Raw genomic sequence first — 17,061 nt, 5'->3', positions numbered from 1 at the left:
TCATTGCTACTTTTAGTGTAAAATCTCCTCTTTCGTCAGTCCAAAAGCCAAGTTGCTTAGACCTTAAGAATTTGACCCTAAGAATAAACGATGTCACAGACTCTGTTTTATCTCATGCCTAACGGCAGTCATACGCAGCCCCATGCTCAATTTTCAGCGTTAGAGCAGGTGCATATTTTTGCGTGTGAGTTGGCTCAACAGGCATTTGTGAACCAACAGTGGGTCTACATCCATTGCACTGACAAAGATCAGGCTTATGCCATTGATGAACTTTTATGGCAGTTTGAACCGCAATCTTTCGTCCCGCATAACCTTAAAGGTGAAGGGCCGGCAGGTGGCGCCCCAGTTGAAATCGGCTTTGATCGGCTTGGGGCCAATAAAAATCGCCATGTTCTGATTAATCTTGCAGACCAAGTACCGCAATTTGCAGTAAACTTTGGTCAGATTATCGACTTCGTTGCCAACGATGATAGCCATAAAGCGATTGCACGTGATCGCTATCGGCAATATCGCACTCTTGGGATAGCACTAACGACCCAAGACTTGAGCAATACAACCAATTAATTTTAGTTTGAGATAAGTACGCTCCCATGGAAAAAACATATAACCCGCAGTCTATCGAACAGTCTCTTTACCAAAACTGGGAAGAGAAAGGTTACTTCAAGCCACACGGCGACGAGTCTCAAGGCAACTATTGCATCATGATCCCGCCACCAAACGTGACGGGTAGCTTGCATATGGGCCATGCTTTCCAAGATACCATTATGGATACCTTGACTCGTTATCAGCGTATGAAGGGCAAAAACACCCTTTGGCAGGTCGGTACTGACCATGCTGGTATTGCAACGCAGATGTTGGTTGAGCGTAAAATTGCTGCTGAAGAAGGGCTAAATCGTCATGATTTAGGTCGCGAAAACTTTATCGATCGTATCTGGGACTGGAAGAAAGAGTCTGGTGGCACCATCACTAAACAGCTACGTCGTCTTGGCGCGTCTGTTGATTGGGAACGCGAGCGTTTCACCATGGATGATGGCATGTCTGAAGCGGTACAAGAAGTGTTTGTCCGCCTGTTTGAAGATGACATGATTTATCGTGGTAAGCGTTTGGTCAACTGGGATCCAACCCTACACACTGCTATCTCAGATTTAGAAGTTGAGAACAAAGAAAAACAAGGCAGCATGTGGCATTTCCGCTACCCGCTCGCCCAAGGTGCATTGACTAGCGATGGCAAAGATTACTTAGAGATCGCCACTACGCGTCCTGAGACCATGCTAGGTGATAGTGCCGTAGCCGTGCATCCAGATGATGAACGTTACGCCTCTTTAGTCGGTAAGTTTATTCACCTGCCGATTGTTAACCGTCTTATCCCAATCGTTGCTGACGATTATGTCGATATGGAATTCGGTACCGGCTGTGTGAAAATCACTCCGGCACACGACTTTAACGATTATGAAGTTGGTAAGCGTCACGAACTGCCTATGTACAACATTTTGACCTTTGACGCGGCTATCCGCTCAAGCGCTGAAATAGTTAACACTGACGGTACGGCTAACACTGAATTAGACAATAGTTTGCCTGAGCGTTATGCCGGTCTTGACCGTTTTGAAGCACGTAAAGCGGTTGTGGCTGAGCTTGATACCTTGGGTCTACTGGGCAAGATTGATCCACACGCATTAAAAGTGCCTTATGGCGACCGTTCTGGCGTAGTGATTGAGCCACTATTAACAGACCAATGGTATGTGTCTGTTGCACCTATGGCTAAAACAGCGATGGAAGCCGTTGATAACGGCGATATTAAGTTTGTGCCACAGCAATACGAGAATATGTACAACTCGTGGATGCGTGACCTTAACGACTGGTGTATTTCACGTCAGCTTTGGTGGGGACACAGAATTCCAGCTTGGTATGACGAAGCGGGCAAAGTCTACGTTGGCCGTGACGAAGCGGAAGTACGCACTAAATACAAACTTGATGATTCAATGGTACTGCGCCAAGACAACGATGTACTTGATACTTGGTTTAGCTCGGCATTGTGGACCTTCTCTACTTTGGGTTGGCCAAAAGATACCGCTGAGCTTAAAGCCTTCCACCCAACAGATGTGTTGGTGACGGGTTTTGACATCATCTTCTTCTGGGTTGCCCGTATGATCATGATGACCATGCATTTCATCAAAGATGAAAACGGCAAGCCACAGGTGCCTTTTAAAACCGTCTATGTGACCGGACTTATCCGTGATGAAGTCGGTAATAAGATGTCTAAATCTAAGGGTAACGTACTCGACCCATTAGACATGATTGACGGTATCGATCTTGAATCGTTAGTGACAAAACGTACTGGCAATATGATGCAGCCTAAAATGGCCGCTAAAATAGAGAAAAGTACCCGTAAAGAGTTTAGCGAAGGTATCGAAGCACATGGTACTGATGCACTGCGCTTTACCTTAGCGTCTATGGCGTCAACCGGCCGTGATATTAGCTGGGATATGAAACGCCTAGACGGTTACCGCAGCTTCTGTAACAAGATCTGGAACGCATCACGCTACGTACTGATGAACACTGAAGTGCAAACGGAAGATGCTGCTGACGATGCTATCGGTGAAGCGTTAGATTGTGGTCAACTCCTAGTTGATGGCAAGCCGGGTGAAATGGAACTGTCGATTGCTGATCGCTGGATTATCGGTTTGTTCAATGAAACCGTTAAAGCTTACCACGAGCACATGGCTAACTACCGTTTCGACCTTGCGGCTAACACTATCTATGAGTTCACTTGGAACCAGTTCTGTGATTGGTACTTAGAGCTGACTAAGCCTGTGATGCAAAGTGGTACTGACGCGCAGCTTCGTGGTACTCGCCACACGCTTGTGACGGTACTTGAGCAGATGCAGCGCCTCATGCACCCAATGATGCCTTACATTACCGAGACTATCTGGCAACGCGTTAAGCCGCTAGCCGGTGTTGAAGGTGACACCTTGATGTTGGCTGCGTTCCCTGAATATCAGGCAGACAAAGTTGATGCCGTGGCGATGGAAGATCTTGAGTGGGTTAAGCAAGTGATTACCGCGGTGCGTAACATTCGCGCCGAGCTAAACATTGCCCCATCTAAGCCACTTAATGCCCTACTTCGTGGTGTCAGTGAGCAAGATAAGGCGCGCTTAGAGGCGAACCAAACCTTCTTCAAGACGCTGGCGAAACTTGAGTCTATGACGATTCTAGCGGACGGTGAAACTGCGCCAATGTCGACCACTCAACTTGTGGGTAACATGGAACTATTGATCCCAATGGCGGGCTTAATCGATGTGGCTAAAGAAGTGGCGCGTATCGATAAGTTACTTGAAAAAGCCGCTGGCGAATTCAAGCGCATTGAAGGCAAGCTATCGAACCAAGGTTTTGTAGCTAAAGCTCCTGCAGCCGTAATTGAAAAAGAACGTGCCAAGCAAGCTGAATATCAACGTGATATTGAAAAGCTAACTGAGCAGAAAGCAGAATTGGCTAAGCTAGAAGGTTAAGCTTACATCGTTAAACTAACGTTTTAGCAAATGGCTAACGCGAACGAAATAAAGGCAACCTTCGGGTTGCCTTTTTTATTGCCAGCCATAAAACCGCGCTAGCCAGTACTTATCATCAAGCCGTTTATCACTGCACATTGCCAATATTCCACCACCAGCCAAAAAATTGACTTAACCATTGTTTTTATTGATTATTTTGCTTTTGCAATCATTTTAATAGACAATGTAACTAAATAGTTATGGAGTGTTAAATAAATGAAGTTTTGGCTGTTATCTAGTTGCATAGTACTGGGCTTGTCCGCTTGTGGTGGTTCTGAAGATTCAGACCCAATAGATAATGGCGGCGGTACGACTCCCCCGCCAACCGTGCTAGCTCCAGAGGTTGAGTTAGGTGATCCTATCACCGCCTGGAATGACAAACACCTGTCGGTGACTGCGGATGTTACCATTCATGCAACGGGCAATGCTTCATTTTTTTGGTCGCAAACTGCTGGCCCAGAGATCCAACTGATCAATGGCGAAATTAATGGGGTGGTGCTTGATGCCAGCAATCTTAGTCAAGACGGTAAAATCACCCTATCACTCAGTGTGACTGACAGTGGTAATCAAACCACCATCGATACGGTCGATATTCTATTAAACGATAAAATTAGCGCTGCAATGCAAACTGGCGATGCCAGTATATCGGCAGGGTTAGAGGCTACCATTGTTAAACGCAGCCTTGAGCATATTACTCACTATAGCCAAGAGGGTGCTGAGCTTTTACAGAGCATTTATCTTAATGACGCGGTGGTGTATGACCAAGGTCGTCATTCACAGATGATCCAGCTCTCTGGTGCTGAACATGCCTACCCACAAACAAGAGCCTTCGCCGTAGTAACGGGTAATAAGGGGTTAACGTTTGCTGCCACTAGCGACAAAGCGGGCCAACGTAACGCGGCCTTCGGCACCGATATCATTTCAAGCTTACAGCAAGGCAATAACGCCCAATTTGAGCCCAGCTTTAAGCGTCTTTTAGGCTGGATGCTCGCCCAAGATCAAAGCCAATTAGCAATAGAAAAACAGGTACGACTCTTTTTAATGAACGGCAGTACGGTTAACCGTATTACCGATTGGGTAGCGGGCCAATACCCTGATTGGCAAGTCAGTACCTGCGGTGACGAAGCGACACTAAGTAGCTGTTTAAGCGAGGCGCAATTAGTGATCAGCGGATCTGCGGAGCTATTCTCGATAGATACTGTAGCGCCACTCATCGCGCAGATCCAAAGTGCGAAGCAACCTCTGCTGTATATGCACCTTCATAGTTGGAACAGTGTGCCGTTAACGCAAACGGTGTTAAAACCTATGGGATTCTCGATGCAGGGACCCGGCGGTCCCGGTAACTATTTTGCTCAAGATAAAGCAGATTGGTCATCAGCAACTGCCATGCTTAGAGACCACAGTGCGCTGCAAAGCGAGCAGCTTTGGTTAAGCTTATTTGATAGCGGTGACATCGACTTTACCTTAGCCAATTGCGCCAGCAGTTGCGATGACAGCTTTAGTAAGAATTACCAGCCTGCACTTAAGCAAATCAAGCAGAATATTCAGGCCTTTGATGTCGCTAAGCAGGATATTTTTGGCCTGTCAGATCATAAGCTATATAAATTATTGACCCTATTAGGCGATGGTTACCGTCAATCAATTCAGTACCCAATGGATGTTAACAGCACGGATAGCCTAAATTACCTTAAAGCTTATTATGCTGACTATAGTGTTTATCATTTCAGAAATATCAATGACGTCCCTAATGACTTAGGCAACTTTAGTCGCACTGACTTTAGCCATATTACGCCGGTCGACAAAAATATCACCATCGGCAGTAAAAAAGGCTTCCGCTCTGCAGGCGTGTACGCGCTGCCAGGGCAAACCGTCAAGGTCACTCGAACTGATCATAGTGACGTGCGTACATGGGTATTTATCAATACTCAGCGCTCGGGTTCGACCCATGAATTTGCCGTTAATGGCTATAACCGCCCTAAATATCTCCAATCGAGTCGTATAGAAGTCAAAGCCGGTGAAACCATTAAACTCACCAGCCCTTATGGCGGCCCCATACAGGTAAAATTTGATCAAACAGACTTAGCGGTTGCGTTGGCATTTGAGCACATTGGCCAACATCCCTATTGGCGTAAAGGCAAAGACAGCGAAAAGTTTATGCAGGACTTAGCGGCGGATCAATACGATTGGGCAGAGCTTGCTAGCGATCACTTTGAAGTACACTCCCGCCTCGACAAGATGCAAAAAACCATGCGCCACGAACCGCTGTGGGATACGCCTGAAAAGATGGAAATAGCCATCATGACACAGGTACACAATTACCCCCATCTACTGGCAGGATTTAAAGGGCCATTCATTGATGAAGTGGCAGAGATCAGCAATTTTGCTGCCAGCCAAGGCTGGGAGATGGACAGTATTGATACGGTAAAACACATGAACGCCGATCAGCCGACGTGTGGTTCTGGCTGTTCAGGTAACCCCTATGACGCCAGTTGGTCGTTTAGTCCTACAGGACATGGCGATATCCATGAGTTGGGCCACGGGCTTGAAAAAGGACGATTACGTTTTGATGGCCATGAAGGTCATGCCTCCACTAACCCATACTCTTACTACAGTAAGTCTCGCGCTTATACCGAGCTTGGCAAACTCCCCTCTTGCCAAGGACTCAACATCGATGACGAGTTCGCGGTATTACAGGCAAGTGTTAATCAGCCAGATCCATTCGCATACATGCAAGATGCCAAGCTCACTAGTTGGTCAAACGGCATGGCAACCATGTTACAAATGATGGTCGCAGCACAGAAACATGCCGCACTTGAGAATGGCTGGCATCTGTTAGCAAGATTACACATCTTACTCAGGGAATTTGAACGCGCTAAAGGCTCAAACGAGCTTTGGGAGCAAAAGCGAGCGAGTCTAGGTTTTAGTCAATTTAGCCTCGATGCAGCAAAGTCGATATCAAACAATGACTTTTTGATGATTGCTATGAGCTATTCAACCAAGCTCGACTATCGTGATTTGTATCAAATGTGGGGGCTGGCAACCACTCAGGCCGCGAAGAACCAGCTCGCGCTGCTGGGTTATCCAATGATTGAGAAACAAGTATACGTTTATGCACCTGGTGATTACTGCTTGAGCTTAGATCTGCAATCAATTCCAGTCGATGGCCAGCAAGCTTGGCCTTTGTAGGTTGGGGAAGTTGCTAGATTTGAGAATGAGCTAAGTTATATACCCATCTTACTTGAAGATGCTCGTTTCAGAGTCGTTGTGCTAGTTCAATTCTAGGCGCGTTAACGAAGAAATGGTTATTCCCTTTTAAGTTGGTGCAACAACGAAGTGAGCTTGCACAACGCCTTCTGCGATGGGCTTTACTCTGTGTTATTAATTTTACCAAGGGAACGACCATTAGTGGCAATCAATGCCTTGATTAAAGCCCATTAAACTCCCACTGAATCCTGCATCTTCAAGTAGAATGGGTATAGACTGTTGCCAGTTGCTTTTTGGTTAAGCGCTGGCATGACGTTTACAGAATCATTAATTTAGATTAAGTTTATAGCTGTGGTTATGAGAGCCGAATGTCGTCATTAACGAGCTAATACTTTTAAGGAAAATAATCTATGGATACCAACAAGCTGTTACTCATTATTCTTGCGATTTTATTGCCTCCAGTGGCTGTTTTTCTTAAAAATGGCGTAGGCAAAGACTTACTGATTAACATTATTTTGTGTTTACTGTTCTTTATCCCTGGCGTGCTACACGCGTTGTGGGTTGTCACCAAATAGCGTCACTCTTCGAGCTCGATTATCGAAACAGAAAGCCTAAATAGTTAAGATACGCGGCCTTTAGGTCGCGTTTTAATGCTGCTCTTATTTATCAAAAAGAGACCAAATGCCTCTAAGCTAAAATGCCCTACTCAGCTTTATTATTGTCTTCGATTAATTGCATTTTCACCAATTCAATCATCGCTTTTGCTGCAAAAGATAATGTCTGCTGTTTACGCCAAAACAGCGATAACTCCCAGCGGAGATCACGACTGGCCAATGGCACGTTAACGACCGCATCGACTCGATAACGCTCAGCAATGATCTGTGGCAGCAACATCACTCCTGTCCCCGCGGCCACCAGCGCAATACCAAAATCAGCATGACTGACCCGGGTTATTTCAGTCGGAGCAAAGCCCACTTTTTCGCAAGCACTTAACACAAATTCATAGAGAGTGTATTCACGCTCAAACATCACTTGGGCTTGATCGCGCAGATCGTTAAGCTGTAGCTGCTTTTGGGAAGCCAGAGGGTGGTTCTTGGGCACAACGACCACCATTGGCTCGTTGCGAATGCGTAGCCCGTCAAACTCATCATCAAAATCAATGATCCCTGTCGCGAGCTCAATGTCATCTTTTTTGAGGGCGGCAGTTTGCTCAATCCCGCCGCGAACCAGCAACTGCATCTCTATTTTGGGATATTGCTGTCTAAATTTAGCGATTGCTGGCGCGAACAACTCAGCGCTGCCCAATGGCGCAAGTCCCAACCTTAATGTGCCCCCCGTTAGATTACGCAAACCATCAAGCTCCGCCAGCATACGTTGCCGACCATTGATAAGCAGTTCAGCATGACGGTAAACCACTTGTCCTGCGGCAGTCAGCTTAACTTGAGTGCCACGTTTGCCTCGTTCTAACAACACCATTTGCAACTCTTCTTCAAGCAACCTGATTGCTTTTGATAGTGCCGGTTGTGTCAAAAACACGGTTTTACTGGCCTTAGAAAAACCACCTGCGTTAACGACTTCAACAAAGTAGTGCAGCGTTTTCAGATCCATTTAGATAACCAATAGTTATAGATTCTATTCATAATATTCATTTTTTCTATCCATTAAGCAAGCGTAAACTGACGTTATCGAAGTAAAGCGACCTCTATAGGAATCAACATGGCGGCGAAGGAAGGCTCAATGGCTCTCTATATGCTCAGTAAACAAAGCCAGAAAATGCCACTATTTTTGCAACGTTTTCTGCAGATAGTGCTGTTTTGCGCTTTCGCTTGGGCCTGCCAAGTTATTGCCAAGGATATTAATTCACCCTTGCCTGGCAGCGTCATTGGGCTTGGAGTGTTACTCGCGCTACTGTCATTAAAATGGGTGCCAGAGCAGACGGTGAGTATGGGAGCGGCTTGGTTGATAGGTGATCTGTTGCTGTTTTTTATCCCACCAGTCGTCGCGGTGATCAAGTATCAAGCGTTACTTGAACATTTCGGGCTGGTATTAATAAGCTCTATGTTAGTGGCCAGCACTATCGTATTGCTTGGCACTGCTTTTACGGTTGATCGTTTGTTTAAACTGGAACGTAAGCACCGATTAAAAGTGCAATTAAGCCAAGGGAGCAACCAATGACTTTATCGCTGTGGGGCGGCTTTTGCTTGGCGCTAACCTTATTTGGTTACTACAGCAGCAAAGCACTCTATCGTCGTCATCAAAAGGTTTGGTTTGCGCCCATTGTTATCGCACCACTGATCATATTATGTGTGGTGATGACTTTAAACATCCCACTGGCAGACTATTTTAAATACACCCATTGGTTAGCCGCACTATTGGCTCCGGCGACTATCGCCTTTGCGGTACCTATTTACCGGGAGCGCGCATTGATAAAACAATATCCAATTACCTTAAGTGTCGGCGTGTTAGTTGGACTGCTCCTCGGTATTGGGTCCTCTTGGTTGGTTGGCTACTTCACATCAATGCCCGCTGAATTATCTAATAGCCTAATGGTGCGTTCGGTTTCAACACCTTTTGCCATTGTTGCAACCTCCTCCTTTGGCGGCGTACCTGAACTCACTGCGATGCTAGTGTTAATCACGGGAGTAATGGGAATGCTTATTTGTGAACCTTTGTTTAAAGTCGCTAAGATCCGTAGTTCCGTGGCAAAGGGAGTTGCGCTAGGGGCTTCCGCTCATGGTGCCGGCGCAGCAAAAGCCAGTGAGATAGGCAGACAAGAAGGCGTCATCGCCAGTTTAACCATGATTTTCACCGGTATTGCCATGGTGATTATGGCGCCTGCATTTGCTTACATCATCAATTAAACCGCTTTTCCATAGCAAGGTTTTGTGCCGATGCTATTGAGCCTGCACGCAAAACAGTTCGAATAGTGACCTCCTCTTAATCAAGCCCAGTCTGAACTTGATGCCAATATCCTGAGTTATTCTCAAACTTCCATTAACGCATTGGTGTTTGTCATCAAATTAGGTAAAGTGTCGGCTGCAATCACAAGCTTGCAGCGTTTTGGCAAAGAACATTACCTTCATCCCACCCAAAACCAACATAAAAATGCTTCTGATGAACAAAAGCAATAATAAATATAAAAAATTAAAATAATTAACACAATTAAGGGAAAGTGATGAGCGAGTCAAAAGATGCTTACGCAGATAACGACCTACGGGAAGTCAAACAGCTGGGAATGTGGGCCTCGATTGCCAGCTTAAGTTATATATTTTGGATCGTCGGTGGCATGGAGCTGGTCGAGCGTATTGCCTATTACGGCGTAAAAGCCAGTGCTGGCCTTTACGCTAAAGCACCAGTATCGAATGGCGGCCTAGGCATTAGCTTAAGTGACTACGGTATTATTATCGGTATCTGGGCGATGATGCAGACCTTCGTTCCGGTATTCACTGGCGGCATTTCAGACCGCGTCGGCTACAAAGAAACGATCTTCGCTTCAACGCTAATCAAGATCTCTGGCTACTTGGTGATGGCGTTTTTCCCGAGTTTCTATGGTTTCCTTTTTGGCGCCATTCTCCTGGCCGCTGGAACCGGGGTATTTAAGCCCGGTATTCAAGGCACACTCGTGCTCTCCACTGGGCGACAGAACACCTCGATGGCTTGGGGTATTTTCTACCAAGTCGTTAATATTGGTGGTTTCTTAGGACCGTTAGTTGCCGTGCATATGCGTCAACTCTCTTGGGACTATGTATTCTTTGCCTGCGCCGCGATTATTTCTTTTAACTTTCTATTTTTACTCGCCTATAAAGAGCCTGGTAAAGAGGAGCGTTTAGAGCGTAATCGTAAGATTAAGTCTGGTGAAATTAAGCAAGTAGCACTGTGGCGTGATGCGCTACACGAGCTGAAAAAGCCAATCGTAATCTACTATATGTTAGTGTTTGCGGGTTTCTGGTTCTTGTTTAACTCACTGTTTGATGTATTACCTATTCACATCGCTGAATGGGTCGATACCAGTGTGATTGTGACATCATTATTTGGTCCTGAAGGCACCACAAATGGGTTTTTCCAGTTCTGGCTGGGCCTAGATAATACCGGTACTAAGGTGATGCCTGAAGGCATGCTTAACCTTAACGCGGGTATGATTATGACCACCTGCTTCTTAGTGGCGGCGTTAACCGCAAAGTACCGGATCACCTCGGCGATGTTAGGCGGGTGTTTACTGAGTATTTTGGCCTTCGTTCTCGTTGGTGCTACCAATGCCGCTTGGATGATCGTATTCGCTATCGCGATGTTCTCCTTCGGCGAGATGATGATTAGCCCGAAGAAAAATGAGTTTATGGGCAACATTGCCCCTGAAGGCAAAAAAGCCATGTATCTTGGTTTTGTAATGCTACCCCAAGGCATTGGTTGGACGCTTGAAGGTTTCTTTGGCCCTAAGCTCTATGAGATGTATGCCTCGAAAGAGATCTTCTCGCGGGAATTGTTGGCAGATCGTGGCATGAGTGCCAATGATATTAGTGCTATACCTCTGGGCGAGGCATTTTCAACCTTAGTCGCTTATACTGGTGAGCCAGCGCAGCAGCTAACGACATTGCTTTATAACACCCATAACATCGGCATGGCGTGGTACATCATCGCCGCCATCGGGTCTATTTCAGCCATTGGTATTTACCTTTACGGTAAGTGGTTGTTTAAGCTGCAACAACGCTAACCCCGTTTCATAACGAAAAAAAGCTGACATACTTGTCAGCTTTTTTGTTATCTAAAGCAATATAACGCGAACGGTTATGCCGCTTTTAAAACAGGTTTTGCATCAATCGTCTGCACGCTTGCTGCAAATCTGGCCTTACCAACCGGTAAAATCACGCGGTTATACTCTGCGTTAAGCACTTGCGCCATACCAAAGTAGATAGCGCTTAGACCACAGAAAATACCTTCAAAGCCTGCAATCATGCCGATAAGTGCGTTGCCAGTAAAGTCACGCGCTGCTAATAAGAAGAATAATATCGTCAGTGAACCAAATACAATCTGTTTAGCCAGCGGGTAACGCATTGAACCGATAAACATAAAGCCAGTGAACGTGCCCCACAGCGCTAAGTACCAACCCATAAATCCTGCTGGACTCGCCGCGAAGCCCATTTTAGGCATCACTATAAGCCCAACCAAGGTTAGCCAGAACAAACCATAAGAGGTAAATGCCGTGGTACCAAAGGTGTCACCCCGTTTGAAACACATCATGCCTACGAGTACTTGCCCAATACCGCCATAAAATATGCCCATCGCGAGGATCATTGAATCCATCGGAAAGAAGCCTGCGTTGTGAATATTAAGCAAAATGGTGGTCATACCGAAGCCCACTAAGCCAAGTGGAGCAGGATTTGCCAAAGAATTTGTAAGCTGTGTAGACATTGAGTTCCCCTACAGGAAGTGATCAATAAGATGTGTAGCGGTTACGCTCTACCGCACTAGATTAACAATGGTTAATCTTAGCGCCGCGGATTTTAGTTAAAGCACACGCAGCAAGCAAATGAGTGGTGTTGATAATCACGATAATAGAATGGTTCGAAAAATAGCGATTAAAGATTATTATCAATCACTTAATCTAAAAAACTAAAGATTGTAATAACCATCACCCACAACCAGCATCAAGATCACGCTTTTGTGCATTAGCCGATCCTCCTCGCATTTAACCAGCATTATCACTTTAGCAATTGCTAAAACGGCTAGGCGATACTGTTGAATAATTGCACTGGGTCACAAACTCGAACATTGGTTCATTTTTATTAAAAAAACCTCCCAGCAATCGAATGGCAAAAAAAAGGGGAGCCCGAAGGCTCCCAAGAGGTTCAATGACTATGAGAAGCAGGGATCCCATAGCAGGTGAAACATTTATAATGTTAAGTTAGTGAGCGCCTCCCATATGCATCTTGTCGATACCATAAGTCTTACCTTCAGCATGACACGTTGCACAAGATTCAACGGGGAGGTTAGCTGTAGCTGATGGAGCACCATCGACTATTGCACCATTGCTCTTAAAATGCGCCATCGCTGCAGCATCTGAGTGAGCGTGACAAGTACGACACGCCTCAGCTGTTGGGCTAATGAATTGAGTTGCATCACCATCAACTGCAATCGCGCGCTTACCTGATGCTAATCCACCATCGGCAGCGAACAAGTTCACACCGTCTTTATGACAAGCTGCACATTGAGTTGCTACCGCTGGGTAACCTTGAGTTTCCATATCAGCATCAAGATGGATTGCAGGGAAACCACGGTTGTCGTCCCATAAGCCACTATGGAAACGGTGAGCTACCGCAAAGAGGTCACGAGTGTTGTAGTTTAAACCATCAATCGCTTTAAAGATTGGATGGCCGTCGGCATCAACTTCGTCAGTTTTGTACTCTGGTTGTGGGTGATAAGAACCGCCCCAAGTATCATTATGACAACCAACACATTGGTCAAAACGTTCATTACCGTAATGCTTAGCGATACCTAGCGATGTATGACAAGTATTACACTTGGCTTCATCGGCAGTAACACGTAGCGGGTCACTTAAGCGAGGGATTGTTGCACCGCTGCCATCAGCATTGGCAAGGTTCCAATACGTTGGAGCCATAGTAATTGCCACATAACCGACATCGTACTGTGGCTCACCATTTGTATCTAGACATTCGATTAACATGCCTTTTGAGTCAGTACAAACTGAGAATTGCGGCGTAATTGCAATGCTCTTAGCGTCGAGGTCATAGTTGTCTACTTGGGTAACAACTAACTTGCCACCCGCTGCGACGGTACCATTTAGGTTGACTGACGCACTGCCGTAATAAGTACCGTCAGCATTTACCCAGCCGGTCTTCATTACGTCATACTTAGTAAACTTAGTAAACTCGAAGCCATCGGCAACGGCTACACCATTAACAGTCACATCAAATGTCACTATGATTTTATCTTGTATTTCATCATGTGCAGGCGTAATCGTACCGTAGCTCTCTTTCTCTGGAATCGCGACGGTTTCAACATCTTCTGCATAGGTGACTTGCGAAACGGCTATCTCAATTGAATCTGTCGCCATTGCACGAACGCCAACGTTATGCGCTTGCATAGGACTTAAGCTACCTGAACCATGACAACCTGAACAGGCGGCATCACTCTCAGGCACAATACCTAAGTGACCGTCACCAGTGGTGAAGTCAATATCAGCATGACAAGACACACAAGCTTCAGCATAAACATTGTCGTTCCACTGAGTACCGTTGTCATGACAAGTGGTACATTCGTTTAGCTCTGACGGGAAGCCAATCTCACCAAACTCCTCTTCAGCTTCGCCTGTTAATGGAACAAAACTCTTATGCCCACTATGTAACGTATGGATCATTGCATTCCAGTTTGCATTCCAGCCTTTCTCTGGATCTGCTTCACCACCAGCATATGCCGGGTTATGACAAGCAACGCAATTTTCTACTTTTTGATAGTTGTGGTGAGCACCGATATTATCAATACGGATGTCAGTAACGGCGTAACCAACTTTGCTACTATGACACTTGATACAAGCGGCATTAGAGACTGAATCTTTTACTGATACAGCGAGCTCACCCGTTGCAGGAATAAAATCGACAGGCGTAGACAGTAGTTTGTCAGAGATGCCGGTCCCTGAGCTATCAGAGACATTATAGGTACGCACCATGACGCGGAATAGGTTATTAGCATCGCCTTCGGCGAGTACGACTGGCGCATTACCATCATGCTCCCACGTTCCGGTATAAGTGCCTGGGTTAGCTTCATCTTCAACCAAAGTACAGGCATCTACTTCTGCGCCACCGCGAGCCGTTGCTTTACCCGTTAGCGTACAATACATACTTGAGCCAAACTCGTTAGCCAGTGCATTGTTTTGCCACAATACCGGTGCGCCAGTATCAGTGGTGTTAGCAGCCTGGTTCATTACATATAGCGCAACTTTTTCTAGCCCAGTAAAGGGAACCGCTTCGCCTTTGCTGTTTTTACCTGTTGCGGTAAATTTAATAGTGAAGGCGTCCGTACCCACGACTACGATATCAGCTGGTGCTACTGTAAGTACAAAATCAGCGGCACTACTAACGGTATCAACCGTTATGCCTGCTGGTGTGCCTGGGGTACCAGGAGTGCCCGGTGCGCCTGGTGCACCGTCTTGGCCATCATCACCATCTCCACAACCAGTCAAGCCGATGGCAGCTATCAATGCCATCGCCAATAAAGACTTCTTATGTGTTCTCATCATCTTATCCCTTTATAGGTATTATTTTGCTGCATACGCAGTAAATCAAATATAAAAGAAACAGACTATTTCGATACTAATTTGTATCAAAGATGTGACTAAACATTAAAGATTCAGTTAATGGAATTTCAATTACTGAAATTGGCAATACCAGTAATTGAAATTATAGGCGGGAAATAAATTAATTAGACTTGAGTAAACCCTGTACCAACTCAACGACCAATGTTCTTCTCTCTTGCGTATACCTTCTATTTTTAAGCTCTTTTTCAATAAGATAGTATTTTGGAGATAACATATCGCCATGCAACAGCGCGACTTGTTCACGAGGTAAAGCTTCGGTTCTTAAAGACGGAATGTTATTACACTCATCAGCTTCTACCGCAGGCAGGAAAGCTAAGCTTCCCATCGTCATCAAATGACAAAACCATGCCTCACGACTCGTGACTTTTTCGACACTTTCAAGCTCTATTTGCGCATTACGACAATACATTTCCAGCGGATCAATCTTGTCATTAAACCCTTTACTTTCGAGGTATAAAAATGGATGAATCGCAATATGTTCTAAGGTGATATCTGGAATATTTTGCCAGATGGGGTGTTGTTCTTTAGCAGCTAAATAAACACTTTCAAGTGTGCCTAATAATTCGTATTCAAGTTCAGCAGTGTGCGAAATATCAAATCCAATACCAAAATCAAGCTCACCATTATGAATAGATTCAGCTGAATTGGCTTCCCAACTTTGCAGGCGGATCTTACCAATAACCTCTTGCTGGGCATGATTGCTAATGGCTATCGCTAAACTCCTCATAATGCCTTGGGTAACAGCAATGTTTAGCGTTGGAGTAAGTTCTGATTCCGTTTCGTCAAATGCGACCTGTTCAATATGCGTCACAGCATGATAAAAATCACAAATAGGACCGTATAACAGTTCAGCCAAGGGCGTAGGTTTTAGCCCCTGCAGTCTCCGGTAGAACAGTTCGTCATTGAACGTTGTGCGTAACAACGTAAGGCAACGGCTAATTTTTGGAGCCGACACTTGTAACTCAATTGCGGTCGAGTTCGCATGGCCATTCTCGTAGAGAGTCTTAAACACGATAAGACAAAAAACATCTAATTCAGACAACTTTTTCAGTGATTCATTAAGCATTATTTTTAGTCATTATTTGAATACTTAGCTATAGATATAGCATACTCTTGCATCTCAAATAGTGATCCTTGCTAATAGCTGCAACATAATAATCAAATATAGGGTACACATCATACCGATCAGCGACAATGTGACTGTGGAATTTCGATAGTGACTGAATAACATACTATAAAAAGGCGCTATTGAGGCTACTCCGACACTTCTCCAGCGGTTAATAATCGGCTCTGTCCTGGCACTAAATCGGAATCGAGTACAATGTTGCCCACGGATATTCGATGTAGACCCACTACGGGGTTACGAAAACGACCAAACATACGCTTTATTTGGTGATAACGCCCCTCCATCAGGCTAACTAATGCAGTATATTCATCGATAATTTCAAGCTTAGCTGGCAAGGTAGTGATATCTTCAAATTCAAAGTACATCCCCGCTGCAAACGCGTTAATGTAGGACACATCAAGCGGGTTCTTTAGTGTCACCCGATATAGCTTGGCCACTTTATGCTCTGGCGACATTAACCGCTTTGACCAGCGACCATCGTTAGTTAATAGCAGTAATCCTGATGTATTGAGATCTAAACGGCCGACAATATGCAGACTATGTTTGTCTTTGTGAGTCAGTAGATCGATCACCGTTTTATGCTTATCATCAACAGTGGCACTGACCACCCCTATCGGTTTATGCAGCATCACATAGCTTGGCGTGTTGGCTTGTAGTATTTCGCCCTCTAGACAGACATGAGAAAATTCATCGATGATTTGATCAATATCTCGTGCGACTTTACCATCAACTTCAACTAATCCTTTCGCCAGCAGAAGTCGGACATGTTTGCGATTAATGGAGGTTTTTACACTAATAAATCGATCTAACCGTGCTCGTTTAGATTCCACCCTTTCTGCCTCTTTTCGTCATCTGTC

Annotated in this window: 12 protein-coding genes; 7 read left to right on the top strand and 5 right to left on the bottom strand. The window is 45.3% G+C overall.

The genetic code is table 11. The features are described 5' to 3' along the window. Positions 1-90 precede the first annotated feature (90 nt). The 4 genes from L2729_RS12645 to L2729_RS12630 all read left to right on the top strand — a co-directional run bounded on the left by L2729_RS12645 (position 91) and on the right by L2729_RS12630 (position 7,324). Positions 91-564: a DNA polymerase III subunit chi gene (locus L2729_RS12645; protein WP_248988595.1), complete on the top strand. Its 474-nt coding sequence runs from the start codon at positions 91-93 to the stop codon at positions 562-564. Between the two features lie 26 nt (positions 565-590). Beyond that, positions 591-3,506, top strand: a complete 2,916-nt coding sequence (locus tag L2729_RS12640; RefSeq protein WP_248988594.1) for a valine--tRNA ligase — start codon at positions 591-593, stop codon at positions 3,504-3,506. A 255-nt stretch (positions 3,507-3,761) separates the two neighbouring features. After that, positions 3,762-6,731 (top strand): ImpA family metalloprotease, encoded by a 2,970-nt coding sequence (locus L2729_RS12635; protein ID WP_248988593.1) that lies wholly within the window; start codon positions 3,762-3,764, stop codon positions 6,729-6,731. Positions 6,732-7,159: 428 nt separating this feature from the next. Further along, positions 7,160-7,324, top strand: a complete 165-nt coding sequence (locus L2729_RS12630) for a YqaE/Pmp3 family membrane protein (protein WP_248988592.1) — start codon at positions 7,160-7,162, stop codon at positions 7,322-7,324. Between the two features lie 127 nt (positions 7,325-7,451). Here L2729_RS12630 and L2729_RS12625 read toward each other — a convergent pair whose 3' ends face one another. Further along, complete coding sequence (locus tag L2729_RS12625; RefSeq protein WP_248988591.1) at positions 7,452-8,357, bottom strand: LysR family transcriptional regulator; 906 nt, start codon at positions 8,355-8,357, stop codon at positions 7,452-7,454. Between the two features lie 141 nt (positions 8,358-8,498). On the opposite strand from L2729_RS12625, the gene L2729_RS12620 reads away from it, so the two are divergent. The 3 genes from L2729_RS12620 (at position 8,499) to L2729_RS12610 (ending at position 11,457) form a co-directional block, all read left to right on the top strand. Beyond that, the gene (locus L2729_RS12620) at positions 8,499-8,924 is read left to right on the top strand and encodes a CidA/LrgA family protein (protein WP_248988613.1); all 426 of its coding nucleotides are present in this window, start codon (positions 8,499-8,501) and stop codon (positions 8,922-8,924) included. Continuing rightward, positions 8,921-9,610, top strand: a complete 690-nt coding sequence (locus tag L2729_RS12615; protein ID WP_248988590.1) for an LrgB family protein — start codon at positions 8,921-8,923, stop codon at positions 9,608-9,610. Before L2729_RS12620 ends, L2729_RS12615 begins: the two co-directional genes overlap by 4 nt. Before the next feature lie 314 nt (positions 9,611-9,924). Further along, a complete protein-coding gene (locus tag L2729_RS12610; RefSeq protein ID WP_248988589.1) occupies positions 9,925-11,457 on the top strand; it encodes an MFS transporter in 1,533 nt (510 codons plus the stop codon). Positions 11,458-11,531: 74 nt separating this feature from the next. Here L2729_RS12610 and L2729_RS12605 read toward each other — a convergent pair whose 3' ends face one another. The 4 genes from L2729_RS12605 to L2729_RS12590 form a co-directional block, all read right to left on the bottom strand. After that, on the bottom strand, positions 11,532-12,155 hold the full coding sequence (locus L2729_RS12605) for an acetate uptake transporter (protein WP_248988588.1): 624 nt from the start codon (positions 12,153-12,155) through the stop codon (positions 11,532-11,534). A gap of 493 nt (positions 12,156-12,648) precedes the next feature. Further along, a complete protein-coding gene (locus tag L2729_RS12600) occupies positions 12,649-14,997 on the bottom strand; it encodes an OmcA/MtrC family decaheme c-type cytochrome (protein ID WP_428848248.1) in 2,349 nt (782 codons plus the stop codon). Between the two features lie 181 nt (positions 14,998-15,178). Next, a complete protein-coding gene (locus L2729_RS12595) occupies positions 15,179-16,144 on the bottom strand; it encodes a LysR family transcriptional regulator (protein ID WP_248988586.1) in 966 nt (321 codons plus the stop codon). A 188-nt stretch (positions 16,145-16,332) separates the two neighbouring features. Beyond that, on the bottom strand, positions 16,333-17,034 hold the full coding sequence (locus L2729_RS12590; RefSeq protein WP_248988585.1) for a pseudouridine synthase: 702 nt from the start codon (positions 17,032-17,034) through the stop codon (positions 16,333-16,335). Between the last annotated feature and the right edge of the window lie 27 nt (positions 17,035-17,061).

This window comes from Shewanella gelidimarina, from assembly GCF_023283945.1.
GTDB lineage: Bacteria > Pseudomonadota > Gammaproteobacteria > Enterobacterales > Shewanellaceae > Shewanella > Shewanella gelidimarina.
This window is presented reverse-complemented; position numbering and strand designations above follow the sequence as displayed.

What these genes read in the sequence shown, in the direction of transcription:
- L2729_RS12645 (WP_248988595.1), top strand. Translation starts at nt 91, where the DNA reads ATGTCACAGACTCTGTTTTATCTCATGCCTAACGGCAGTCATACGCAG.
- L2729_RS12640 (WP_248988594.1), top strand. Translation starts at nt 591, where the DNA reads ATGGAAAAAACATATAACCCGCAGTCTATCGAACAGTCTCTTTACCAA.
- L2729_RS12635 (WP_248988593.1), top strand. Translation starts at nt 3,762, where the DNA reads ATGAAGTTTTGGCTGTTATCTAGTTGCATAGTACTGGGCTTGTCCGCT.
- L2729_RS12630 (WP_248988592.1), top strand. Translation starts at nt 7,160, where the DNA reads ATGGATACCAACAAGCTGTTACTCATTATTCTTGCGATTTTATTGCCT.
- L2729_RS12625 (WP_248988591.1), bottom strand. Translation starts at nt 8,357, where the DNA reads ATGGATCTGAAAACGCTGCACTACTTTGTTGAAGTCGTTAACGCAGGT.
- L2729_RS12620 (WP_248988613.1), top strand. Translation starts at nt 8,499, where the DNA reads ATGCTCAGTAAACAAAGCCAGAAAATGCCACTATTTTTGCAACGTTTT.
- L2729_RS12615 (WP_248988590.1), top strand. Translation starts at nt 8,921, where the DNA reads ATGACTTTATCGCTGTGGGGCGGCTTTTGCTTGGCGCTAACCTTATTT.
- L2729_RS12610 (WP_248988589.1), top strand. Translation starts at nt 9,925, where the DNA reads ATGAGCGAGTCAAAAGATGCTTACGCAGATAACGACCTACGGGAAGTC.
- L2729_RS12605 (WP_248988588.1), bottom strand. Translation starts at nt 12,155, where the DNA reads ATGTCTACACAGCTTACAAATTCTTTGGCAAATCCTGCTCCACTTGGC.
- L2729_RS12600 (WP_428848248.1), bottom strand. Translation starts at nt 14,997, where the DNA reads ATGAGAACACATAAGAAGTCTTTATTGGCGATGGCATTGATAGCTGCC.
- L2729_RS12595 (WP_248988586.1), bottom strand. Translation starts at nt 16,144, where the DNA reads ATGCTTAATGAATCACTGAAAAAGTTGTCTGAATTAGATGTTTTTTGT.